The 18,120-nt window shown below is 54.3% G+C and carries 16 protein-coding genes and 1 tRNA gene; 12 read left to right on the forward strand and 5 right to left on the reverse strand.

Going from position 1 to position 18,120, the window contains the following annotated elements; translation table 11 throughout:
* The first annotated feature begins 172 nt into the window (after positions 1 to 172).
* Positions 173 to 310, forward strand: coding sequence for a hypothetical protein (locus RBB81_RS07110; protein ID WP_353073204.1), 138 nt, complete (start codon positions 173 to 175; stop codon positions 308 to 310).
* Between the two features lie 596 nt (positions 311 to 906).
* Here RBB81_RS07110 and RBB81_RS07115 read toward each other — a convergent pair.
* Positions 907 to 983, reverse strand: a tRNA-Ile gene (locus RBB81_RS07115).
* Positions 984 to 1,397: 414 nt separating this feature from the next.
* Here RBB81_RS07115 and RBB81_RS07120 point away from each other — a divergent pair.
* A complete protein-coding gene (locus RBB81_RS07120) occupies positions 1,398 to 2,030 on the forward strand; it encodes a hypothetical protein (protein ID WP_179581299.1) in 633 nt (210 codons plus the stop codon).
* A 627-nt stretch (positions 2,031 to 2,657) separates the two neighbouring features.
* Positions 2,658 to 4,724, forward strand: coding sequence for a PP2C family protein-serine/threonine phosphatase (locus tag RBB81_RS07125; protein ID WP_353073205.1), 2,067 nt, complete (start codon positions 2,658 to 2,660; stop codon positions 4,722 to 4,724).
* A 40-nt stretch (positions 4,725 to 4,764) separates the two neighbouring features.
* On the opposite strand, the gene RBB81_RS07130 is transcribed toward RBB81_RS07125, so the two are convergent.
* Genes RBB81_RS07130 through RBB81_RS07140 form a run of 3 tightly spaced genes read right to left on the reverse strand, consistent with a single transcriptional unit; the run spans position 4,765 to position 6,744 of the window.
* A complete protein-coding gene (locus RBB81_RS07130) occupies positions 4,765 to 5,130 on the reverse strand; it encodes an STAS domain-containing protein (protein WP_179581301.1) in 366 nt (121 codons plus the stop codon).
* 13 nt (positions 5,131 to 5,143) lie between these two features.
* A complete protein-coding gene (locus RBB81_RS07135; protein WP_183790184.1) occupies positions 5,144 to 5,587 on the reverse strand; it encodes an ATP-binding protein in 444 nt (147 codons plus the stop codon).
* Positions 5,588 to 5,595: 8 nt separating this feature from the next.
* Positions 5,596 to 6,744 carry a PP2C family protein-serine/threonine phosphatase gene (locus tag RBB81_RS07140; protein ID WP_353073206.1) on the reverse strand — a complete coding sequence of 383 codons (1,149 nt, stop codon included), beginning with the start codon at positions 6,742 to 6,744 and terminating at the stop codon, positions 5,596 to 5,598.
* Positions 6,745 to 7,346: 602 nt separating this feature from the next.
* Here RBB81_RS07140 and rfbB point away from each other — a divergent pair.
* Genes rfbB through RBB81_RS07160 form a run of 4 tightly spaced genes read left to right on the forward strand, consistent with a single transcriptional unit; the run spans position 7,347 to position 10,853 of the window.
* Positions 7,347 to 8,510 carry a dTDP-glucose 4,6-dehydratase gene (gene rfbB / locus RBB81_RS07145; protein WP_353073207.1) on the forward strand — a complete coding sequence of 388 codons (1,164 nt, stop codon included), beginning with the start codon at positions 7,347 to 7,349 and terminating at the stop codon, positions 8,508 to 8,510.
* Positions 8,507 to 9,382, forward strand: a complete 876-nt coding sequence (rfbA, locus tag RBB81_RS07150) for a glucose-1-phosphate thymidylyltransferase RfbA (RefSeq protein WP_353073208.1) — start codon at positions 8,507 to 8,509, stop codon at positions 9,380 to 9,382. The genes rfbB and rfbA overlap by 4 nt, the downstream gene beginning before the upstream one ends.
* The gene (rfbD, locus tag RBB81_RS07155) at positions 9,382 to 10,308 is read left to right on the forward strand and encodes a dTDP-4-dehydrorhamnose reductase (RefSeq protein WP_353073209.1); all 927 of its coding nucleotides are present in this window, start codon (positions 9,382 to 9,384) and stop codon (positions 10,306 to 10,308) included. Before rfbA ends, rfbD begins: the two co-directional genes overlap by 1 nt.
* On the forward strand, positions 10,305 to 10,853 hold the full coding sequence (locus tag RBB81_RS07160) for a D-glycero-alpha-D-manno-heptose-1,7-bisphosphate 7-phosphatase (protein ID WP_179581306.1): 549 nt from the start codon (positions 10,305 to 10,307) through the stop codon (positions 10,851 to 10,853). The genes rfbD and RBB81_RS07160 overlap by 4 nt, the downstream gene beginning before the upstream one ends.
* Before the next feature lie 132 nt (positions 10,854 to 10,985).
* Here the strand turns inward: RBB81_RS07160 and rfbC are convergent, their stop codons facing one another.
* Positions 10,986 to 11,573 carry a dTDP-4-dehydrorhamnose 3,5-epimerase gene (gene rfbC, locus RBB81_RS07165; RefSeq protein WP_179581307.1) on the reverse strand — a complete coding sequence of 196 codons (588 nt, stop codon included), beginning with the start codon at positions 11,571 to 11,573 and terminating at the stop codon, positions 10,986 to 10,988.
* Between the two features lie 569 nt (positions 11,574 to 12,142).
* On the opposite strand from rfbC, the gene RBB81_RS07170 reads away from it, so the two are divergent.
* From RBB81_RS07170 to RBB81_RS07190, 5 genes are all read left to right on the forward strand, one after another.
* Positions 12,143 to 12,703, forward strand: a complete 561-nt coding sequence (locus RBB81_RS07170) for a sugar transferase (RefSeq protein ID WP_246374026.1) — start codon at positions 12,143 to 12,145, stop codon at positions 12,701 to 12,703.
* 264 nt (positions 12,704 to 12,967) lie between these two features.
* On the forward strand, positions 12,968 to 13,261 hold the full coding sequence (locus RBB81_RS07175) for a DciA family protein (protein WP_183790168.1): 294 nt from the start codon (positions 12,968 to 12,970) through the stop codon (positions 13,259 to 13,261).
* A complete protein-coding gene (gene gatC, locus RBB81_RS07180) occupies positions 13,258 to 13,584 on the forward strand; it encodes an Asp-tRNA(Asn)/Glu-tRNA(Gln) amidotransferase subunit GatC (RefSeq protein ID WP_183790166.1) in 327 nt (108 codons plus the stop codon). The genes RBB81_RS07175 and gatC overlap by 4 nt, the downstream gene beginning before the upstream one ends.
* Before the next feature lie 17 nt (positions 13,585 to 13,601).
* Entirely contained in the window at positions 13,602 to 15,053 is a 1,452-nt protein-coding gene (gatA, locus tag RBB81_RS07185; protein ID WP_183792344.1) for an Asp-tRNA(Asn)/Glu-tRNA(Gln) amidotransferase subunit GatA, read from the forward strand.
* Between the two features lie 445 nt (positions 15,054 to 15,498).
* Positions 15,499 to 18,078 (forward strand): SLBB domain-containing protein, encoded by a 2,580-nt coding sequence (locus RBB81_RS07190; protein WP_353073210.1) that lies wholly within the window; start codon positions 15,499 to 15,501, stop codon positions 18,076 to 18,078.
* Positions 18,079 to 18,120: the final 42 nt, after the last annotated feature.

Here is an 18,120-nt window from a genome sequence, read left to right on the forward strand (position 1 = left end):
AACTTCCCTGTTTTCTAGGACAGATAACGGCTGACAAGACGCAATCTCGTCCGGCCAATAGCAATTGGTCGCGGCTCGTGGTCTGTCGGCAAGCTGACGGGATGGCCTTGGCGGGTGATGTGCAAGCCGGAGTCGATGGCTGTCGCTTGCAACCCTGCATAATTTTCAACGCGTGGAATTGGTACTTATCGAGGCTGTCGTCAGTGAAGATGGAACCATCGAAATTGTGAAGGATGGCGGCTTTATCGATCACATAATTAGAGGTTCTACGATTGGCACCGATTGGCTGGGGATGGGGGAGATTCAATAAGTTGTACACGTAGCTAAAAAAAACGGGTTTCGGGCGATCTGGAGCGAAGTGCCGGTGACTGATAAAGGTGAAGTTCGGCAAGAACGGTAGTCCTATTCGACGGGGTGAGGTCTGATTCATCGCGCCAATTACGTAGAGTCTATCTCAGACACCCTTCTGATTACCAAGCCCGATACCAAATCGTTCTTCTGTGTGGTGGAAGGGAAGATGCCTTGTCTCCATTCGCTGGTAGAGATATATAAAAGGGATTGAAATCGTATCAGCCGCTTGTCTATCTCCCTGACGCAGGGGTAGATAGTTGAATGGAAGATTGCCCGGTTTCTCTTGCGCTAGACGATTCTGGTTTTCAAAAGGATACTCGCTGAATAGGCGTTATTTTTCGAGCAATTTGAGCACCACAGCTTGCTGGAGAGCTGAACCAGTTTGAAAATTGGATCAGAGCGTTTGGCATTGAAAGTCGTCGACGCAAGGCTTCCGGCCCTTCCGAATAACGAACTTCAATCTCTAGAGATCGGTCTTGACGGAGTAGCGAGACGCACCTCCAGTAATGCGACCAGAGCGAGCAATGTGCCCTTTGGCGTACGTCTCAGGACATTTGGTGGGCCCACCAGGACTTGAACCTGGAACCAACGAATTATGAGTTCGCTGCTCTAACCAATTGAGCTATAGGCCCTTATGCAACCGGCGCATTGAATTGACTTTCCTATTTCTTCGATTCTACCGCAGGCTACGCAACGACTTGATGAGTTGAGCGAATTCCCGGCTTGCATGAGATCTACAGCGGAATTGAAAGACAGCCCCGCCAGTCTGGAACCGTTACCTCCACTAGATATCTTCTTGCGTTTCGTACTCTCCGATGCTGTGAAGGTACGAAATACTTCCGTTTGCCGTGCAATGTTCTGCGCATTGAAAGGCTGAAGGCACGTCATTGGCCTGTTTTTTTGGGTTTTTATTTGGCATGGCAAGTGCTTACTGAGGAGATAACTACTAGTCACAAGAGTTCTGGTACCCCTGGTTGCGGCGCAATTTCCCCGATCCGACTGCGATTGCAGAATCGCCAAGTGAATTCTCTGGAGGAATACAGCAAATGAAACATCTTCTTCGCATCTTTTTTGTCCTGGCTCTGCTTTGCGGCGGCTCCAGTTCCAGCATCGCTCGTGCGAGCGGTATCGACTTTCGTATGACGGTTCTCGACCCGCCCAACAGTTGTACGCCGGACGACACCGCATGCTTCATCTTCAATGCGGGAGTTCCCTTCAACGTTTCATTGTCACAGTCCGTCTGCGATCAATTCGGGTTGGGAAATGGCGTTACGCCTGGGACCTACGGTTGCTTCCTTGCCAATAACGCAACACCGGGTACGATCGACAGTCTCGAGCTCAGCTTCCTGGGCGCACCACTTGGCAATCAACCGGCCAGTTGCGACTCAGGCGGCCAAAACGGTACGCCCAGCGCTCTCAATGTTGTAAGTTGTACTGAGACCAACGGACTGTACGATCTGTCCTTCGCCGGTGGAACAGGGATAGCTCCCGGAAGCGATCTTATTGTTTTTGAAGAAGGCGCCGATCCTACCCTATTCCAGGGAGGGAGTGGAGTGGTTGGTATTACGCCTGAGCCGGACTCGTTGATGCTGTTCTCGACGGGCGTTATGATGGCTGGCTTGTATATGTCTCGTCGGATCTGGACGACTGTCAAAGGGTCAGCTGCCGGTAATCGCTAAAGGCTGTTTCTCTGTGGGAGTGTGGTTTCCGCCCCGCTGTTCAGAAGGTGCGAAGTAGCAATTTAGCCCAGGCTGTTTGGCCTGGGCTAAATTTGCTAACGGGACCGTCAGGGATTCTGGTTGACGTACTTTGAAACCAACAGCCTCCGCGGACAAGACTTTTTGTGCTCTCGACCGGTCCGAGCAAAATCTGGGTGGTCTGCAACTGATGGAGCCGGAAGGAACCGTCAATCTTGTGGAAAAGGTTAACCGGGGATGGGAGTTCCGTAAGGTCGGCGAAGTCCCATGATGTCAGAAACATGACGTTGACAGGCAAGTGTTGGTTTGCGTAACCTGCGAATCAAGCCGCCAGCTGTCTTGATACATCCTTTCTTCTGCTCTGCTTGGCGTTGGGATGAAAGAAGTCCTTTTGTTGTCGACGCGAATTCATTAAGTCTCTGGCGTTTTGGCGTGGGCTATTTCGGTTGACTATAGGTTGTTGGGCATCGAGCGGTGATTGGTGCCCAGACTGATGAGGCAAATGGGAAGACGAAGCTTATGGCTTCAAGTACTTTCCAGTTCACTTGTTGCAACAAATGACAGATCACCGGCTGGGGAAGTTGATCAATAGATTTGAGAGTTGCATCTATGCGATACGCTGGAACTTCGGTTGTGTTGTTGCTGCTCTTCGGCCTTGCGGCTGGGCTGCTTGGGCAGAAGGCCCCGACAGCTTCGGCGCCGAGAACACAGCTCGAGGCCACGCTCGGAGACGGCACCGTCGAACTCTCTGGCCTCTGGAAGTTCCATATCGGTGATGATATGGCCTGGGCGCGCCCGGATTTTGATGACTCCAGTTGGGGGACTATCGATCTGACTCCTCCCGCTGGGTCCGCGAATCCCGAACTGGGCAGCAGCGGGTATATTCCTGGATGGACAGCCAACGGTTACCCGAAACATACGGGATTCGCATGGTATCGGCTGCGAGTTAATGTGCAGAGTTCCCACGGCAGGCTTGCGATCAAGATGCCGAATGAAGTCGACGATGCGTATCAGCTCTACGTCAATGGTCAGCTCCTGGGAGAGCTCGGAAGGTTTGGCGAACACAAGGCAACGGCCTATAGCACGCTTCCTAGAGAGTTTCGGCTACCGAGAGAGCTCCGCAACGGACCAATGACCATTGCGGTGCGGATATACATGGACAGCGCGTCTCTTTTCCTTACTCCGGACGCCGGTGGGATGCACGAACCTCCAGTTCTTGGCCATGCTGGAGTGATCGGAACCCTGATTCAGATGGACTGGGACAATACCGCGCATGCTGTCGGCAGCGGCTTCCTTGAGATGCTCATCCTGCTCCTTGCCTGGATGGTCGCAGTGAGCCTTCTTTCCATGGACCGTTCCGAACCGTCGTATCTGTGGCTGAGCCTGGTTTGTGCCGTCACGATCCTGGGTAATGGCGTCGTCCTCATCGTCAGCTTCGTGCCTTGGATTGCCCTGACGCCGGGCATTTTTCTGCAGTTCGTCATCATCGGTCCGATTCGGATCGGGCTTTGGGTCATCTTCTGGGGCTATTGGTTCCGGATCAGCCGGATGCAGTGGGTTCATCGCATAGTGTGGGGGCTGGTTGCTCTTACGATGATCGGAATGGCCATGATGAGCGCGCCGATCTATGGCGAACACGTCCCCGTACACGCGGCCGTCTATCTGACACCCATTCTGCTCGGGCTGAGGCTCAGTTTTGCAGCGCTTCTATGCGCAATAACGTTCCGAGGTATCCGAAAACAGAAGACCGAAGGATGGCTAGCCTTCTCAGCAGTGCTCTTGGTCGCCATCGCTCTCTTTCAGGGGCAACTTCGTCTTCTTCATGTTCCGACAGCGTTTAATATTCTTGGATTCGACGTTCAGTTGGGAACTATTTCGACGATCTTTTCCGTCTTTCTGATCACGGTCATGTTGGTTCGGCGATTCCTGCATACCCAGCGGATACGCGAGCAGTGGAAGGCGGAGATCGAACAAGCCAGGCAAATTCAACACGTGCTAATCCCAGAGCATCTACCACAGACACCCGGTCTTGCTATCGAAAGTGAGTATCGTCCGGCGCGAGAGGTCGGCGGGGACTTTTTCCAGATACTGCCTGTGCAGGATGATGGCAGCGTACTGATCGTGGTTGGTGACGTTACAGGGAAAGGTCTGCAGGCTGGAATGCTGGTCGCACTGATCGTTGGTGCGATCCGGACGGCGGTTCAATACGACTCAGATCCTTTAGTCCTGATGAACAGCCTTAATGATCGACTGTGGGGTCGTGGACGGGCCAGTGCGACTTGCCTCATCCTCCAGATCCGCACAGACGGACGAGTGACATTGGCAAACGCAGGACATCTGCCGCCGTATCTGAATGGAATAGAGATTGAGATGGGAGGCTCACTCCCGATCGGAGTGGTGCCGGGTGCTGAGTTCTTCGTCTCGCATTTCAAGCTCGAGCGCGGGGATACGTTGATGTTGATGTCTGACGGAGTCGCCGAAGCACAAGACCAACAGAAGCAGCTGTTTGGGTTTGAACGCATCGAGAAGATGCTGCAACAGCCGATCTCCGCCGCGGAATTAGCCTCAGCGGCTCAGGACTTTGGGCAGGAGGATGACATTCTTGTGCTGCGGATTCAGCGCAGGCTTCAGCCAGAGAACGTTCCAGATGAGAGGGGCATTCTGACGGCGACCTAGACGGCGGATTTCAGCGGAGGCGACTTAGTAGGGCTCAGGTTTATTCGAAGCCTGCACAGGCGGCGGCTTCATCCGGATAGAGTTTGGTGTACTTGGTAATGCCCACCATCGTGAAGACCTTTTGGAAGTGTGGTGTAAGGCCGAACGTCTGCACGGTTTGGCCTTTCTGGCTGGCGGCGTAGAGCAGTTGAATGATCAGTGCGATCCCGCTGGAGTTGAGATACTCCACCTTGGAAAAGTCGAGCAGGATGCGCTTGGATGTCTCGGGTGACAGCCCTCCATAGGTGCCCAGTACCGCGGGCTCTGAGGAACTCGTAATATCGCCGGCGAAACGCAGCACTGTGATTGGATCGCCCGAAGCGCATTTAACCTGCTCCATTTTGACCTTCGTACTAAACTCCGCCATGGTGATGTCTCCTTCAATCCTCTGTTTTCCTTAAGCGTATGACGAGTCGCGCGTAGCTTCCAGTGAGAGGCGCACTGACCCATTCTGCCTCATCTACCAGAGATTGAATGAGAAACATTCCCATACCGCGACTGGCCTCTTCTCCATGCATCTTCTTATCCATATCCGGGGCGTGAACGCCGCTCGGAGGTCCGGTACCGGTGTCGAGGACCTTCACTTCCAGCGAAGTCTCATCCATGGAGAGAATAACGCCCACAATCAAAGATTCGTCGAGTTTGTTCCCATGCTCCATCGCATTGATGCAGGCTTCGGCAACCGCGGTCTTAAGGTCTTCCACCCGGTCCGGAGCGAACCCCATCAGTTTCGCAACGCTGGAGGCGGTACTCATTGCAATCTTTTCAAAGCCGAGACGCGAAGGAAGACGCAGTTCGATACTGTTCACGTTATTACCGCTCACTTCCCCTCCTACGGCTTCCGTCCAATTACGAGTGCGGTCATATCGTCTGATTGGTTTTCCTGATTGGAGAAAGCATCCAAAGTCTGCCAGATCGAGTTCAGTGTTCCAGTCGCGTCCGAGAGGCGGCAGGTGCGGAATGCCTCCATGAGGCGATCCTGACCGAATTCTTCGTCACCTTTAAACACCTCAGTCATTCCGTCGGTGTAGATTAGCAGCTTCGCCTTGTCGGACAGTACATATTTTTCTGCAGAGTAGCTAGAGAAAGGCAACATCCCTACGGGCGTGCCACTGGCTTCAATCAACTCGGGCGTATCTCTGCCGTTGAGGAGAAAAGCCGGATTGTGCCCGGCGTTTACTACTTCGACAGTATGCGTCTTTGGATCGAGTCTCAGAAACATGGCCGTGACATAACGGCGGCGCGACTCTTCACCCTCTTTGTAATGAAGGTAGTTCAGGTGGGTCGCCATGTCGGCGAGCGGCATCTCTGAGTTTGCAATGGCCCGCAGTGCCGCACGAAACGAGCTGCCAACCAGAGCCGAGGCCAGGCCTTTGCCTGCGACGTCAGCTACGACGATCATCAGTTCTCCCGATGAAAGTTCAATGAGATCAAGGTAGTCGCCCCCGACTTCGTAGCAGGTCTGCGAGCGGCCCGCAATACTGTAACCCGAGATATTGGGAAAGGTCTGGGGAAGGAGACTTCTCTGGATGTCCCGAGCACAGGAGAGATCCTGCTTTACTCGCTCCATGTCCAGGGTTTGCTCGTGATAGCGAGCGTTTTCAATGGCGACTGCGGCCTGGGTCGCAAGATGCTCTAGAAAGTCCTGTTCGTAGAGGGAGAGCGGCGCGCCCTCCCGCGTGATAACGACCATTTCGGTGAGAACAGCGCCGTGGCGGTCCAGCAGGGGGAAGCGGTAACAACCACGCCTCGGATCGGAAGACGGAGGATGTAACAGGAACCGTGGGGGGATCTCTCCGTACGAAAAGGGAAAGGCCGTGAAGAACGCACCCGCCATCTCGAGTTCGCGCACGGTGATCTGCAGGACGCTGCGCAGTACACTGTCCAACTCGATGGTGCTGTGAATTCTATGGGTCGTGTCGAGCAGTGCCTGTAGCCGAGCGATTTGCTGTTGCAGATGGAGACTGCTTTCGATTTCCATGGAACTGCTCCTTCAAGTGACCGTTCAGACGCCGGTAGAGCTCTCAAGTCTCTGCCGATAGGCGAGCGAAGAGTTCGCTGCCTCGTCAGCCACCGCCTGGTGTGTTTCTGCTGAATCGCTATGGAAACAGCGGCGGAGATTCGACAGAGCTTTTAACGGCTACGAGATATCGACGTCTTGTTGGCCCTTTCAGGAGATATCACGGATGGTAGACATTGAACAGAACAATCTTATTTTTTGCCTGCAGTGCCTGGGGTGGTGTTTGCATCTTCCGGCGCAGATGGATTGATGTGCCCCTGACTGTTTTCCGGGGTTTTGGACTTGAGCTCGGTGGGTCCCGGGCCTGCGGTTGACGGGTTATCACCCTTGGGCCCTGAAGGTTCGACGGCATGTTCTGAGTTGGTAGGGGGAGGCTGATAGCGGCTTTGATTCGACTGTTGATCATTCGTGGACATAAGGTCACCTTTCGAGTCTCAACCCATTGGAGAGAATGGCGGAGTTTGTAGTTGCCTGGGTCGTCGCTAAGGCGAGATCGCGCCGCCCGAGATTGTGTAGCCTATATTTAAAGCTTAGGAAGTCGTAAGCGGAGGCAGTAGCAGCAAATGAGATTAGCAGTGAAGACAGAAGAGATCGCATGCAGCGATTCCATTCTGGTGACCGGCGGAGCCGGCTTTATAGGGAGCAACTTCGTGCTGGACTGGTTGGGTGCCGGCCATGGACCAATCGTCAATCTGGATAAGTTGACCTACGCCGGCAATCCGGAGAATCTGGCGTCTGTTGAGCACAGCCCGGCCTACAACTTTGTGCAGGGTGATATCTGTGATGCGGAGTTGGTGGCCAGCTTGCTGCAAAAATACCGCCCGCGAGCGGTGATTCATTTTGCCGCGGAGAGCCATGTTGACCGTTCGATAGTGGGGCCCGAAGCGTTTCTGCGAACCAACATCGATGGCACCTTTACCTTGCTGCAAGCGGCCCGCGCATACTTCGAGGCGTTGGCAACTGCAGATCGGGAGAGGTTTCGCTTTCTGCACGTTTCGACCGATGAGGTGTATGGCACGCTGACACCGGAAGCGCCGGCCTTCCATGAGGAGACGCCTTATGCTCCCAACAGTCCATATGCAGCGTCGAAGGCAGCGTCAGACCATCTGGTGAGGGCGTGGGTGCATACGTACGGCTTGCCGGCCATTATCACGAACTGCTCCAATAACTATGGGCCGTATCAGTTTCCGGAGAAACTGATTCCGCTGATGATTTCGAATGCTCTGCAGGGCAAGTCGCTGCCTGTATATGGAGATGGGCAGCAGGTAAGAGACTGGCTGTATGTTGGAGATCACGCGAGTGCGTTGCGCACTGTCTTAGAGCGGGGCCGAGTTGGCGAGACCTACAACATCGGCGGCGGCAATCAGCGGAGCAATCTCGAAGTGGTAACGACTGTGTGCGCGCTGCTGGATGAACTGGTACCGCAATCAAAGTTCACGCCGCATTTGCAACTGCTGAAATATGTAACCGATCGACCTGGGCATGATCGGCGGTATGCCATCGATGCGCGCAAGCTGGAGGGTGAGCTCGGCTGGCGAGCACAGGAGAGCTTTGAGACGGGGCTAAGGAAGACAGTGGAGTGGTATCTGGGAAACAAATCGTGGGTGGAGCATGTGACCAGTGGGGCGTATCAACAGTGGATGAAGCAGAACTACTCTGGGCGGGGAGAAAAAGTTGCTCTTGGTGAAGGTCGCTCAATGACCCAAGCTGGCGAGGGAACTCGATGAAGGGGATTATTCTCGCGGGCGGCTCAGGAACAAGACTGCATCCCGTGACGCAGACCGTTTCAAAGCAGTTGCTGCCAGTCTACGACAAACCGATGATCTACTACCCACTGTCGGCCTTGCTGCTGGCGGGTATTCGCGAGATTCTTGTGATATCAACGCCCGAGGACACGCCGCGGTTCGAGCAACTGCTGGGAAGCGGAGAGCAGTGGGGCATTACGCTGCATTATGCCGTACAACCTTCACCGGATGGCTTGGCACAGGCGTTTTTGATTGGAAAAGAGTTTCTCGCCGGAGAAGGTTGTTGCCTGGTGCTGGGGGACAATATCTTCTACGGACATGACTTCGCGAAGACATTGCGAGAGGCTGCTGCGGGCGGCCCAGGCGCGACAGTGTTCGCTTATCCGGTCCTTGACCCGGAGCGGTATGGAGTGGTGGAGTTTGACGAGCATCGACGAGCGATCTCGATTGAAGAGAAGCCGCTAAAGCCGAAATCACGCTACGCCGTGACGGGTATCTACTTTTATGACGCGCAGGTCGTCGGAGTTGCTGAGGGGCTCAAACCGTCACCCCGCGGTGAACTGGAGATTACCGATGTAAATCGTTGGTATCTCGAGCACGGGCAGTTGCGGACGCAGGTGCTTGGACGCGGAATCGCTTGGCTCGATACCGGGACACACGATTCTCTCCTGGAAGCGGCTACGTTCATCCATACGATTGAGAAACGGCAGGGCCTGAAGGTGGCCTGCCCTGAAGAGATTGTGTACCGGCTCGGTTACATAAACGCCGAGCAGTTGCGAACACTAGCATCGAAGATCGCGAAGAGCACATATGGGCAATATCTGCTACGAGTTCTGGAAGAAAGGGTTTACTGATGGCGCTTGGGAAGTTGCCATTGGGGGAGCGGATCCTTTTGACGGGAGTGACGGGCCAAGTCGGTGGTGAGCTATGGAAAACCCTGAAGTCATTGGGAGACGTGGTCGCCCCGGAACGCGCAACGATGGATCTTGCGAATGCGGGATCGGTCCGCGAGACGATTCGGTCAGTACGGCCAAGGTGGATCGTGAATCCCGGAGCCTACACGGCGGTGGATAAAGCGGAGAGCGAGCCGGAGTTGGCGTATGCAATCAATGCCGAGGCCGTCAGAGTAATAGGAGAAGAGGCGCGAGCGCTTGGTGCCGGTGTCATTCACTTCTCTACGGACTATGTTTTCGATGGCTTAGGGAATAAGCCATACGCTGAAACTGATGCGACCGGCCCGGTGAGTGTCTATGGCGCGAGCAAACTTGCCGGAGAGAAGGCGCTTCGTGATAGCGGCGCTGCGCACATGATCTTCCGCACAAGCTGGGTCTACGGAATCCGCGGGAGAAATTTTTTGCTAACGATTCTCAAGTTGGCACGCGAGCGCGAGACGTTACGAATAGTTGCCGATCAGTATGGTGCGCCGACCTGGAGCCGTGATCTGGCAAGGATGACTGCGCATGTGATCGGGCGATCCGAAGCCGACGCGCAGACAACGGGATTCGAGACTGCAACTCAGGACGCGAGTGGGGTGTACCACGCAGCTGGAGGCGGTGAAACTACCTGGTTCGGATTTGCAGCGGAGGCGCTTCAACTGCAGTATGAGATGGAGCCCCGAGTGCGGCTTGCGGCGGTCGAGGCTATACCAACCGATCAATACCCGACTCCTGCGAAACGGCCATTGAACTCGCGGTTGAACTGTAGCAAGCTGACGCAGCGATTCAGATGGACCATGATGGACTGGCGGAACTCGTTGCGAGAGGTACTGGCAGAAATATGAAGCAGCGGGCGCTATTTCTCGATCGAGATGGTGTTGTCAATGAAGAGGTGGGATATCTCTATCTAGCTGAAGAGGTAAGGTTTGTCGATGGAATCTTTTCGCTCTGCAGGACCGCCGTAGGGCTTGGATATCGACTGATCGTTGTGACGAATCAGGCGGGCATCGCGCGAGGCTATTATTCGGAGGCCGATTTTCAAGCGCTGATGGTGTTCATGCGCGGAAAGCTTCGTGAGGAAGGTATTGAACTCGATGCTGTTTATTTTTGCCCGTTCCATCCTGAACACGGAGTGGGGGAGTATAAACGCGAGCACGAGGACCGGAAACCGGGCACGGGTATGCTGCGGCGAGGAGCAGCTCAGTTTAGAGTGGAGTTAAGCGAGAGTGTAATGGTGGGGGATCGATGCTCGGATGTGGCGGCTGCTAATGCAGCTGGATTGCGCCAGGCTTTTTTAGTCAGTGGGACTGAGGTTGACGGATGCGCTGGGGAACATCTGAAGGTCGAGTCATTAACAGAGGTGGAACGTTGGCTGGTGGCGCACGGGTAAGTGGGCCACCGGGCGACATGCACGATGAACTACCCTCAAAGCTCCACAGCGACCCGGAGTCTGCCAGGAAGCAAAGCGTCCATGATCTTTCAGCGTGGATCTCTCAGCGTGGAGCTGACACTGCTCGACCTCTCAGACAAGGTGGGTCACTTCAACCGGCGGAAGCTCTGCATCCAGAAAGTGTTTGCCAAGGGCATCCTTGGGACTGACCGAGAGAGGAATGCCATCGAGAGCCTCGATAGGCCAATTAATGGCGAGAACAGGGTCGCTCCAGAGGATGGAGCGGTCTCCCGCCGGATGGTAGAGGTTTGTGGTTTTGTAGAACACTTCTGCGGTGTCTGAGAGGACAAGAAAGCCGTGGGCGAAACCTTCTGGAATCCAGAGGAGCTGCAGTTGGTCAGCGGAGGATTGGGCTTTCAGGTGAAATCCGGCCCATTTCCCAAAGTCGGGAGACTCCCGCCGGAGGTCGACCGCGACGTCCCAGATATGGCCCGAGAGAACGCGGATGAGCTTGCCCTGTGGCTTGCCGAGTTGATAGTGGAGACCGCGAAGTACCCCTTTGACTGAGAAGGACTGATTGTCCTGCACGAAATGCGCCCCTAACCCTGCAGCCGCAAAAGTTGATTGATTGAATACCTCTGAAAACCAACCGCGACTATCTCCGAAGCGTTGGGGTTGAACTAGTTTAACGTCACGTAGAGGCGTTTCGAGAACTCGCATTTGTTTAGTTTAGTGGCCGCGCCGCTACATGAAAACAGCCACGCTTGATCGTTCCAAAGTGGAACGAATAAAAAGCGAATCTTACAGAGGTAGGCTCCGTTTTCAGAATTCCGTCGGTTAGAATGATGAAGTTGTATCAATGCGCTGTGTTTCCCAGTCGTCGACTTGGTCCAACCCGGTTCTTCAGAGAGACCATCGTAAGGTCCGTGAGCGGGTAGATATGAGCAAGCAGGTGAAGTGAATTGGAAGCGCGGCCGTTTCCCGGATTCAATCAGGCTCCAGGAGCGGATTAGAGAACGCACCGCGACACATGGCGTGTAACAAGAACCGGTCCGGCTGATGTGACGTACAACATGCGCACATACGAGCCGAACAGATACAGGATTCGAATGCAGGCTGAATATCAATCTCCCGAGTCGCGGACAGCGGCTATCGAAGGTTCTTATTCGTACCCGGAGTCAGTTGGCCGTTCGCTGGAGATATCGCATCGAGCAGACGAAACTCCGTCCGAGTTTTTCCGATACCGGGTGATCAAACGCTGCTTTGATGTCGCGTTGGTTCTGATCTCAATGCCCATTGTGCTGTTATTGCTGGGTTTTGTGGCCGCAACTGTGAAACTGAGCTCGCCAGGGCCCGTCTTTTATTCGCATCGGCGGATACGCAAAAGTGGGGCTTTTTTTTCTATGTGGAAGTTCCGTACGATGTGTATCAACTCGGCTGAAGTCCTGGAGGCTCATCTGGCGCGAAATCCAAAGGCGCGCGCGGAATGGAACAGAACCCACAAACTTCGTAAAGATCCGAGAATTACACCGCTTGGGCTTTTTCTTCGGCGATATAGCTTGGACGAGTTACCCCAGCTCTGGAATGTGCTCGTTGGGCAAATGAGCCTGGTAGGCCCACGGCCGATTGTAGCTGCTGAAGTAGAGAAGTACGGTGATTGCTTCGATTGCTATTGCAGGGTGAAGCCTGGATTGACGGGGCTTTGGCAGGTATCGGGACGCAGTGCATTGAGTTACGAGAGACGTGTCACACTTGACTGTGAATACGTTGAACGATGGTCGCTCATGAGAGACCTTTGGATCCTGATGAAGACGTTTGCATCAGTAGTTAACCAGGACGGCGCGTATTAATCTCACTCTCATGAAATGAAGAGCAGTGTGGGCCGAAATTTTCTGCGCGTCATCTACGAGCGCGGGATCGATTTCTTTGTTTTCGAGGACCTCGCCTTTTGACTTTGCTCGTGCGGGTGATCCCTCAGACAAAACATCTCAGCGCTGGTTTGCCGTGATTTTAAGCGACCGCCATGGAGTTGGAATATGGCGAGCTCTAGCCGGGAAATTCCTTAGAAATCGCCCCGTGGATCTCGACAGTGACGACTTGATCGGAGTTTGCTGATGTCTTTAGAAGGTATGCGGGACATGTTGAGAGGTTCTTTGGGTAAGAGCCTGCATGGGCTCCAGGAGGAGGATAGACTGGCGGCTGCGTGGCCAGTTGCGTGCGGAAAGGCGATGGCGGAGCGGGGGCAGGTCGTAGGATTTGAGAACGGCATAGTTCGAATAGATGTGAACGATGGTGCGTGGCTGCGCCAGTTGATAAGTATGCGTCGACAGCTTGCCGGGGAGTTGTCACGTATTTCAGGTGTAGCTGTGAGCGAGATACACTTCGAGAAGAGGAATTTCAAGCGATGAACGAACAGGCCAGCGTAACCTTGGACGATGTGCGGCGGGTCGCAGAGTTGGCGAATCTGGAGCTAACGGCGGAGGAAGAACCAAGGATGCAAAGAGACTTGAACGCCATTCTTGGCCATATCGATCAATTGAATGAGCTGGATACTTCTGGGGTCCCTGCGATGGCACAGGTAAGTGAGATGTTGGGTGACACTGTGCTCGATCGTGGAGAGGCGTTGCGGATGGATGAAGTACGACCGTCGCTCGATAGAGCTGAAGTACTGTCCGCGGCTCCAGAGACCGATGGACGATTTTTCAAGGTTCCGAAGGTGATTGAAAGGTGAACGTAAAAGTACTGAATATGGAGAACCTGACAATCGATGCCGCGCATAAGGCGTTAGCTTCAGGTGAAACGACTGCAACTGCGCTTGCGGCGCTGCACTATGATCGCATCGCCTCTGAGGATAGGGAGATCAATAGCTTTCTGGCGCTAAGTCGGGAGCGGGCGATGGCCCAAGCGCAGAAGATCGACGAGATGCTCGCCAAGGGGGCCCCGTTACCTTCACTGGCGGGTGTTCCAGTGGGGATAAAAGATGTTCTGGCAATGAAGGGAGCTCCGGCGACTGCTGGTTCACTCATTTTGAAAGGGTACCGACCTCCGTATGACGCTACTGCAGTAGCGAAGCTGGAAGCAGCTGGGGCGGTGCTGCTGGGCAAGTTGAATTGCGACGAGTTTGCAATGGGTTCGTCGAACGAAAACTCTGCGTACGGACCGGTGTTGAATCCAAAGGCGTTAGATAGGGTTCCGGGCGGCTCGAGCGGCGGCTCGGCGGCTGCGGTGGCGGCGAATTTTGCAGTAGCGACCCTTGGAACTGATACTGGCGGGTCGATTCGGCAGCCAGCGGCCTTTTGCGGCGTGGTCGGTGTCTTGCCGACGTACGGGAGGGTTAGTCGCTACGGGTTGATTGCATTCGCGTCCTCGCTGGACCGTGTTGGGCCGCTTACAAAAACAGTAAGAGACGCTGCAACTATCTTGCAAGTTATTGCAGGAAAAGATGTTATGGATGCAACCTCATCGACCAAACCGGTGGCTGACTATGTCGGCGGACTGGCGCAACCTGTTGACGGGTTACGGGTCGGCGTGCCGACGGAGTACTTCGGAGATGGCTTGGACCCGGAGATTCGTAGCGCAATTGATGGTGTACTTGCTGGTTTGAAGCTGGTGGGATGCGTGGTAAAGCCGGTCAGTTTACCCCACACCAAATATGCGATTCCGACCTACTACGTCATCGCTACGGCGGAGGCATCGTCGAATCTCTCGAGGTTCGATGGAGTCAGATTCGGGCTGAGGGCGGAAGAGGCGAACACGTTGTCGGCGATGTTTCGGAAGACTCGAGATGCGGGCTTCGGCGCCGAAGTTAAGCGGCGGATTCTGCTGGGTACCTATGCACTGAGCGCGGGTTACTATGACGCCTATTACCGCAAGGCGCAGCAGGTTCGAACTCTTCTCACACGAGACTTTCTGACGGCGTTTGCCGATGTCGATGTGCTCGTGGCTCCGGTAACTCCAACCCCGGCGTTTAAGCTGGGCGAAAAGACGGACGACCCTGTCCAGATGTATCTGGAAGACATTTACTCAGTTGCGGCGAGTCTGGCGGGCATTTGCGGCGTGTCCGTGCCCTGTGGGCAGACGAAGGCAGGATTGCCGATCGGAGTCCAGATTATGAGCAAGCACTTCGATGAATCGACCATGCTTCGAGTAGCGCAGGCCGTAGAGACGCAGCAATATGCGCAACGGGAATCTGCCATCTGAGGCCGTGTCTTTTGTCCTGGCGAGGGCGCACTCCATCATTGGATGGGGATCGAGTCGGATGGATTGGTAGGCTGGGCATCGAGATCCTGATTTGAATGCCAGGTGATCGTCAATGCGCAATAGCTCATTTCAGCGGGTTTACTGACTGCTGATTGTATGATGATCGATATCAGGCAAAAGAAGGTTGCGAGGATTAGAGCAGATGCAGTTTGGTAGTTCCCCTAGATTATGCAGGTTTGGATATGTGCTTCTGATCACCGTGTTCGGGACGCTTACGTCACCGGCTCAGTTCGACCAATTTGGTCAGGCTCTAACTGGACAGACGGGCCAACAGCAATCTTGTGACCCGAATGATCCAACGTGCCAGTCTTCAGCAGATCAGAGCAACCTTCAGGTACGCAATCCCTCAGTCAATCAGCAGCAGACTCTAACTCCACAGATCATCGTGCCTGGACAACAAGACAATACTCAGACCAATACGCAAAACAGCACTCGGACCCAGCAGCAAAGCCAAAATCTTGATACTCGACTTCCCCTGGATTCGCCAACTGAGTTTCAGCTTCTGGTTGCCAATTCGATTGGCAAGATGCTGCCGATCTACGGAGTGAACCTGTTTCGCAACCTGCCGTCCACCTTTGCTCCCCTGAATATGGTTCCGGTAACACCAGATTATGTGGTTGGGCCAGGAGACGAGTTGCTGATCCAGATGTGGGGGCAGGTCACGCTGAACGGCCGCTTTCTGGTAGACCGATCGGGAAGTATCTTCGTGCCGCAGGTGGGCTCGGTTCACGTGGCTGGGGTGAAGTTTGAGCAGATGCACGACTTTCTAAAGAGCCAAGTTGCGAGGGTCTTCAGGAACTTCGATCTCAATGTGAATTTGGGTCAGCTTCGGTCGATCCAGGTATTTGTCGTTGGGCAGGCGCGCAGGCCTGGCAGTTACACGATCAGCTCGCTGAGCACATTGACGAACGCACTTTTCGCCACTGGCGGCCCGACCCCGCAGGGTAGCCTGCGGCATATTCAGTTGAAACGTGGGGGCAAAGTCGTAGTTGAGTTCGATTTGTACGATCTATTGCAGCGCGGCGATAAATCGAAGGACGAGCAGCTGTTACCCGGCGATGTGATTTACATTCCGCCCGTTGGTCCGCAGATCGCTGTCGCGGGCAGCGTCCGCGCGCCGGCGATCTACGAGCTTAGATCCCCGGACAGTACGACCATTGGTGATGTTCTAGAGTTGGCCGCAGGTCTAACGAACGTTGCTTCAGAGCAGAGGGTTCGGTTAGAGAGAGTGGACGAACGCCGTAGGCGCAGCATGATTGAGATAGCTCTTGACGCGCAGGGAAGGGCGACCGTGATGCAGGACGGCGACCTGTTGGAGCTGAACGCAGTAGTTAGCCAATACAAGGATGCAGTGACGCTTCGCGGAAATGTGGCCAATCCTGGACGCTACACCTGGAAGCCGGGAATGCGCGTCCGCGATCTACTGCCGGACAAGGATGCGCTGATCACCCGCGACTACTGGTTGAAGCGAAGCCAACTTGGTCAGCCCACTTTGACCTATATTCCCACATGCCTTCCCTTGACCCCCTACGGTGTTCCAAATCTGCGTTACGGAATTCCGGTTGGAGAAGAAGGATCGAACCCGAACTGGAGATACTCCTCTACCCGGAATCCCAATTTGATTGGGCTGGCTTTCGGAGGCGAAGAGGGAAGTAGCTACCGAACGGCCGATGGAGAAACGGATAGCGAAACAGATGCTTCGACCGATGGCGCACTCGATTGCATGAAAATTCCAGCATCGCAGACCGCGTTGAGTGGAATCAACGATCGGTATACCCCGTCTACAGCAACCAATGCTGCCAATGCAGCCAATGGAACGAATTCCACAAACAATCAAAACAACTCCAACGGTGGCAACTCCAACACGTCTGGGCTTCTGCAAAATGGTTCCCAATCGAACTCAGCACCTTCGAATCGCACGAGTGCAGCCAGCGCCAGTTTGGGTTCAACCGTCGCAAATGCATCTTCTGGAGAATTTCGGCCGCGGAACAATGTTAAGCTGAGTGAGCCCGATATCGACTGGAGCTATGCTGTTATCGAGCGTCAGAGCAAGGTGAACCTGACAACATCTCTTCTTCCCTTCAACCTTGGTAAGGCCATCCTGGAAGAAGATAATACTCAGAATCTTGAGCTGCTTCCCGGCGACGTAGTTGCGATCTTCTCAAAGGCGGATATTCGTGTGCCCCAGGAGCAGCAGACGCGATTCGTACGCCTGGAGGGAGAGTTTGCCTCCTCTGGTGTCTATAGCGTTCTGCCAGGTGAGACCTTGCGGCATCTGGTAGAACGTGCCGGCGGATTTACTTCAGAAGCATATCTCTATGGCTCAGAATTCACACGGGAATCTACACGTCGCGTTCAGCAGCAGCGCCTGAATCAATACGTCGATGAGATAGCTCTACAGGTAAGCACAAACGCAACTAACAACGCGGGTCGAGCTATAAGCGCTTCTGACACTGCAGCCGCAGCTGCGGCTCAGGCGCAGAACCAATCGATTATAAGCAGTTTGCGACAAGCAAGGGCTACTGGTCGCATTGTGCTCGATTTGAAACCTGATAGTCACGATCTCGCTCAGATACCCGACCTCCCGCTTGAGGATGGAGATCGTTTTATTGTGCCGCGTGTTCCTTCTACCGTTAGCGTGGATGGGGCCGTGTATAACCAGAATTCATTTGCGTTCGAATCGCAGCGGAGGCTTGGCGGTTATATAAGACTAGCCGGCGGGACAAATAGAGATGCAGATAAGAGCCGGGCTTATGTTATCCGAGCAAGCGGATCTGTAATCAGCAAACAATATAGCTCTTCCCTACGAGGAAACAACTTTGACTCGCTCCGTTTGTTCCCAGGCGACACGGTTGTCGTTCCTCTGAATCTGACGAAAGGCAATACCATACGATTGATCGTAGATATTGCACAGATCGTCGGTCAGTTTGGATTAGCGATAGCTGCGGCTAATGTCGTGTTCTAAGAAAAAAACACTTTTTGTCACAAGGGAGGAATGGTCGGTTCC

The organism is Tunturibacter gelidoferens (assembly GCF_040358255.1).
In the GTDB taxonomy this organism is placed as follows: domain Bacteria; phylum Acidobacteriota; class Terriglobia; order Terriglobales; family Acidobacteriaceae; genus Edaphobacter; species Edaphobacter gelidiferens.

Bases quoted from the DNA above. Each gene is read 5' to 3' on its own strand.
- RBB81_RS07130 (WP_179581301.1), bottom strand. From the start codon at position 5,130: ATGGCGGAGTTTAGTACGAAGGTCAAAATGGAGCAGGTTAAATGCGCT.
- RBB81_RS07120 (WP_179581299.1), top strand. From the start codon at position 1,398: ATGAAACATCTTCTTCGCATCTTTTTTGTCCTGGCTCTGCTTTGCGGC.
- rfbB (WP_353073207.1), top strand. From the start codon at position 7,347: ATGAGATTAGCAGTGAAGACAGAAGAGATCGCATGCAGCGATTCCATT.
- RBB81_RS07140 (WP_353073206.1), bottom strand. From the start codon at position 6,744: ATGGAAATCGAAAGCAGTCTCCATCTGCAACAGCAAATCGCTCGGCTA.
- rfbC (WP_179581307.1), bottom strand. From the start codon at position 11,573: ATGCGAGTTCTCGAAACGCCTCTACGTGACGTTAAACTAGTTCAACCC.
- RBB81_RS07160 (WP_179581306.1), top strand. From the start codon at position 10,305: ATGAAGCAGCGGGCGCTATTTCTCGATCGAGATGGTGTTGTCAATGAA.
- gatC (WP_183790166.1), top strand. From the start codon at position 13,258: ATGAACGAACAGGCCAGCGTAACCTTGGACGATGTGCGGCGGGTCGCA.
- RBB81_RS07170 (WP_246374026.1), top strand. From the start codon at position 12,143: ATGCCCATTGTGCTGTTATTGCTGGGTTTTGTGGCCGCAACTGTGAAA.
- RBB81_RS07125 (WP_353073205.1), top strand. From the start codon at position 2,658: ATGCGATACGCTGGAACTTCGGTTGTGTTGTTGCTGCTCTTCGGCCTT.
- rfbD (WP_353073209.1), top strand. From the start codon at position 9,382: ATGGCGCTTGGGAAGTTGCCATTGGGGGAGCGGATCCTTTTGACGGGA.
- RBB81_RS07175 (WP_183790168.1), top strand. From the start codon at position 12,968: ATGTCTTTAGAAGGTATGCGGGACATGTTGAGAGGTTCTTTGGGTAAG.
- gatA (WP_183792344.1), top strand. From the start codon at position 13,602: ATGGAGAACCTGACAATCGATGCCGCGCATAAGGCGTTAGCTTCAGGT.
- rfbA (WP_353073208.1), top strand. From the start codon at position 8,507: ATGAAGGGGATTATTCTCGCGGGCGGCTCAGGAACAAGACTGCATCCC.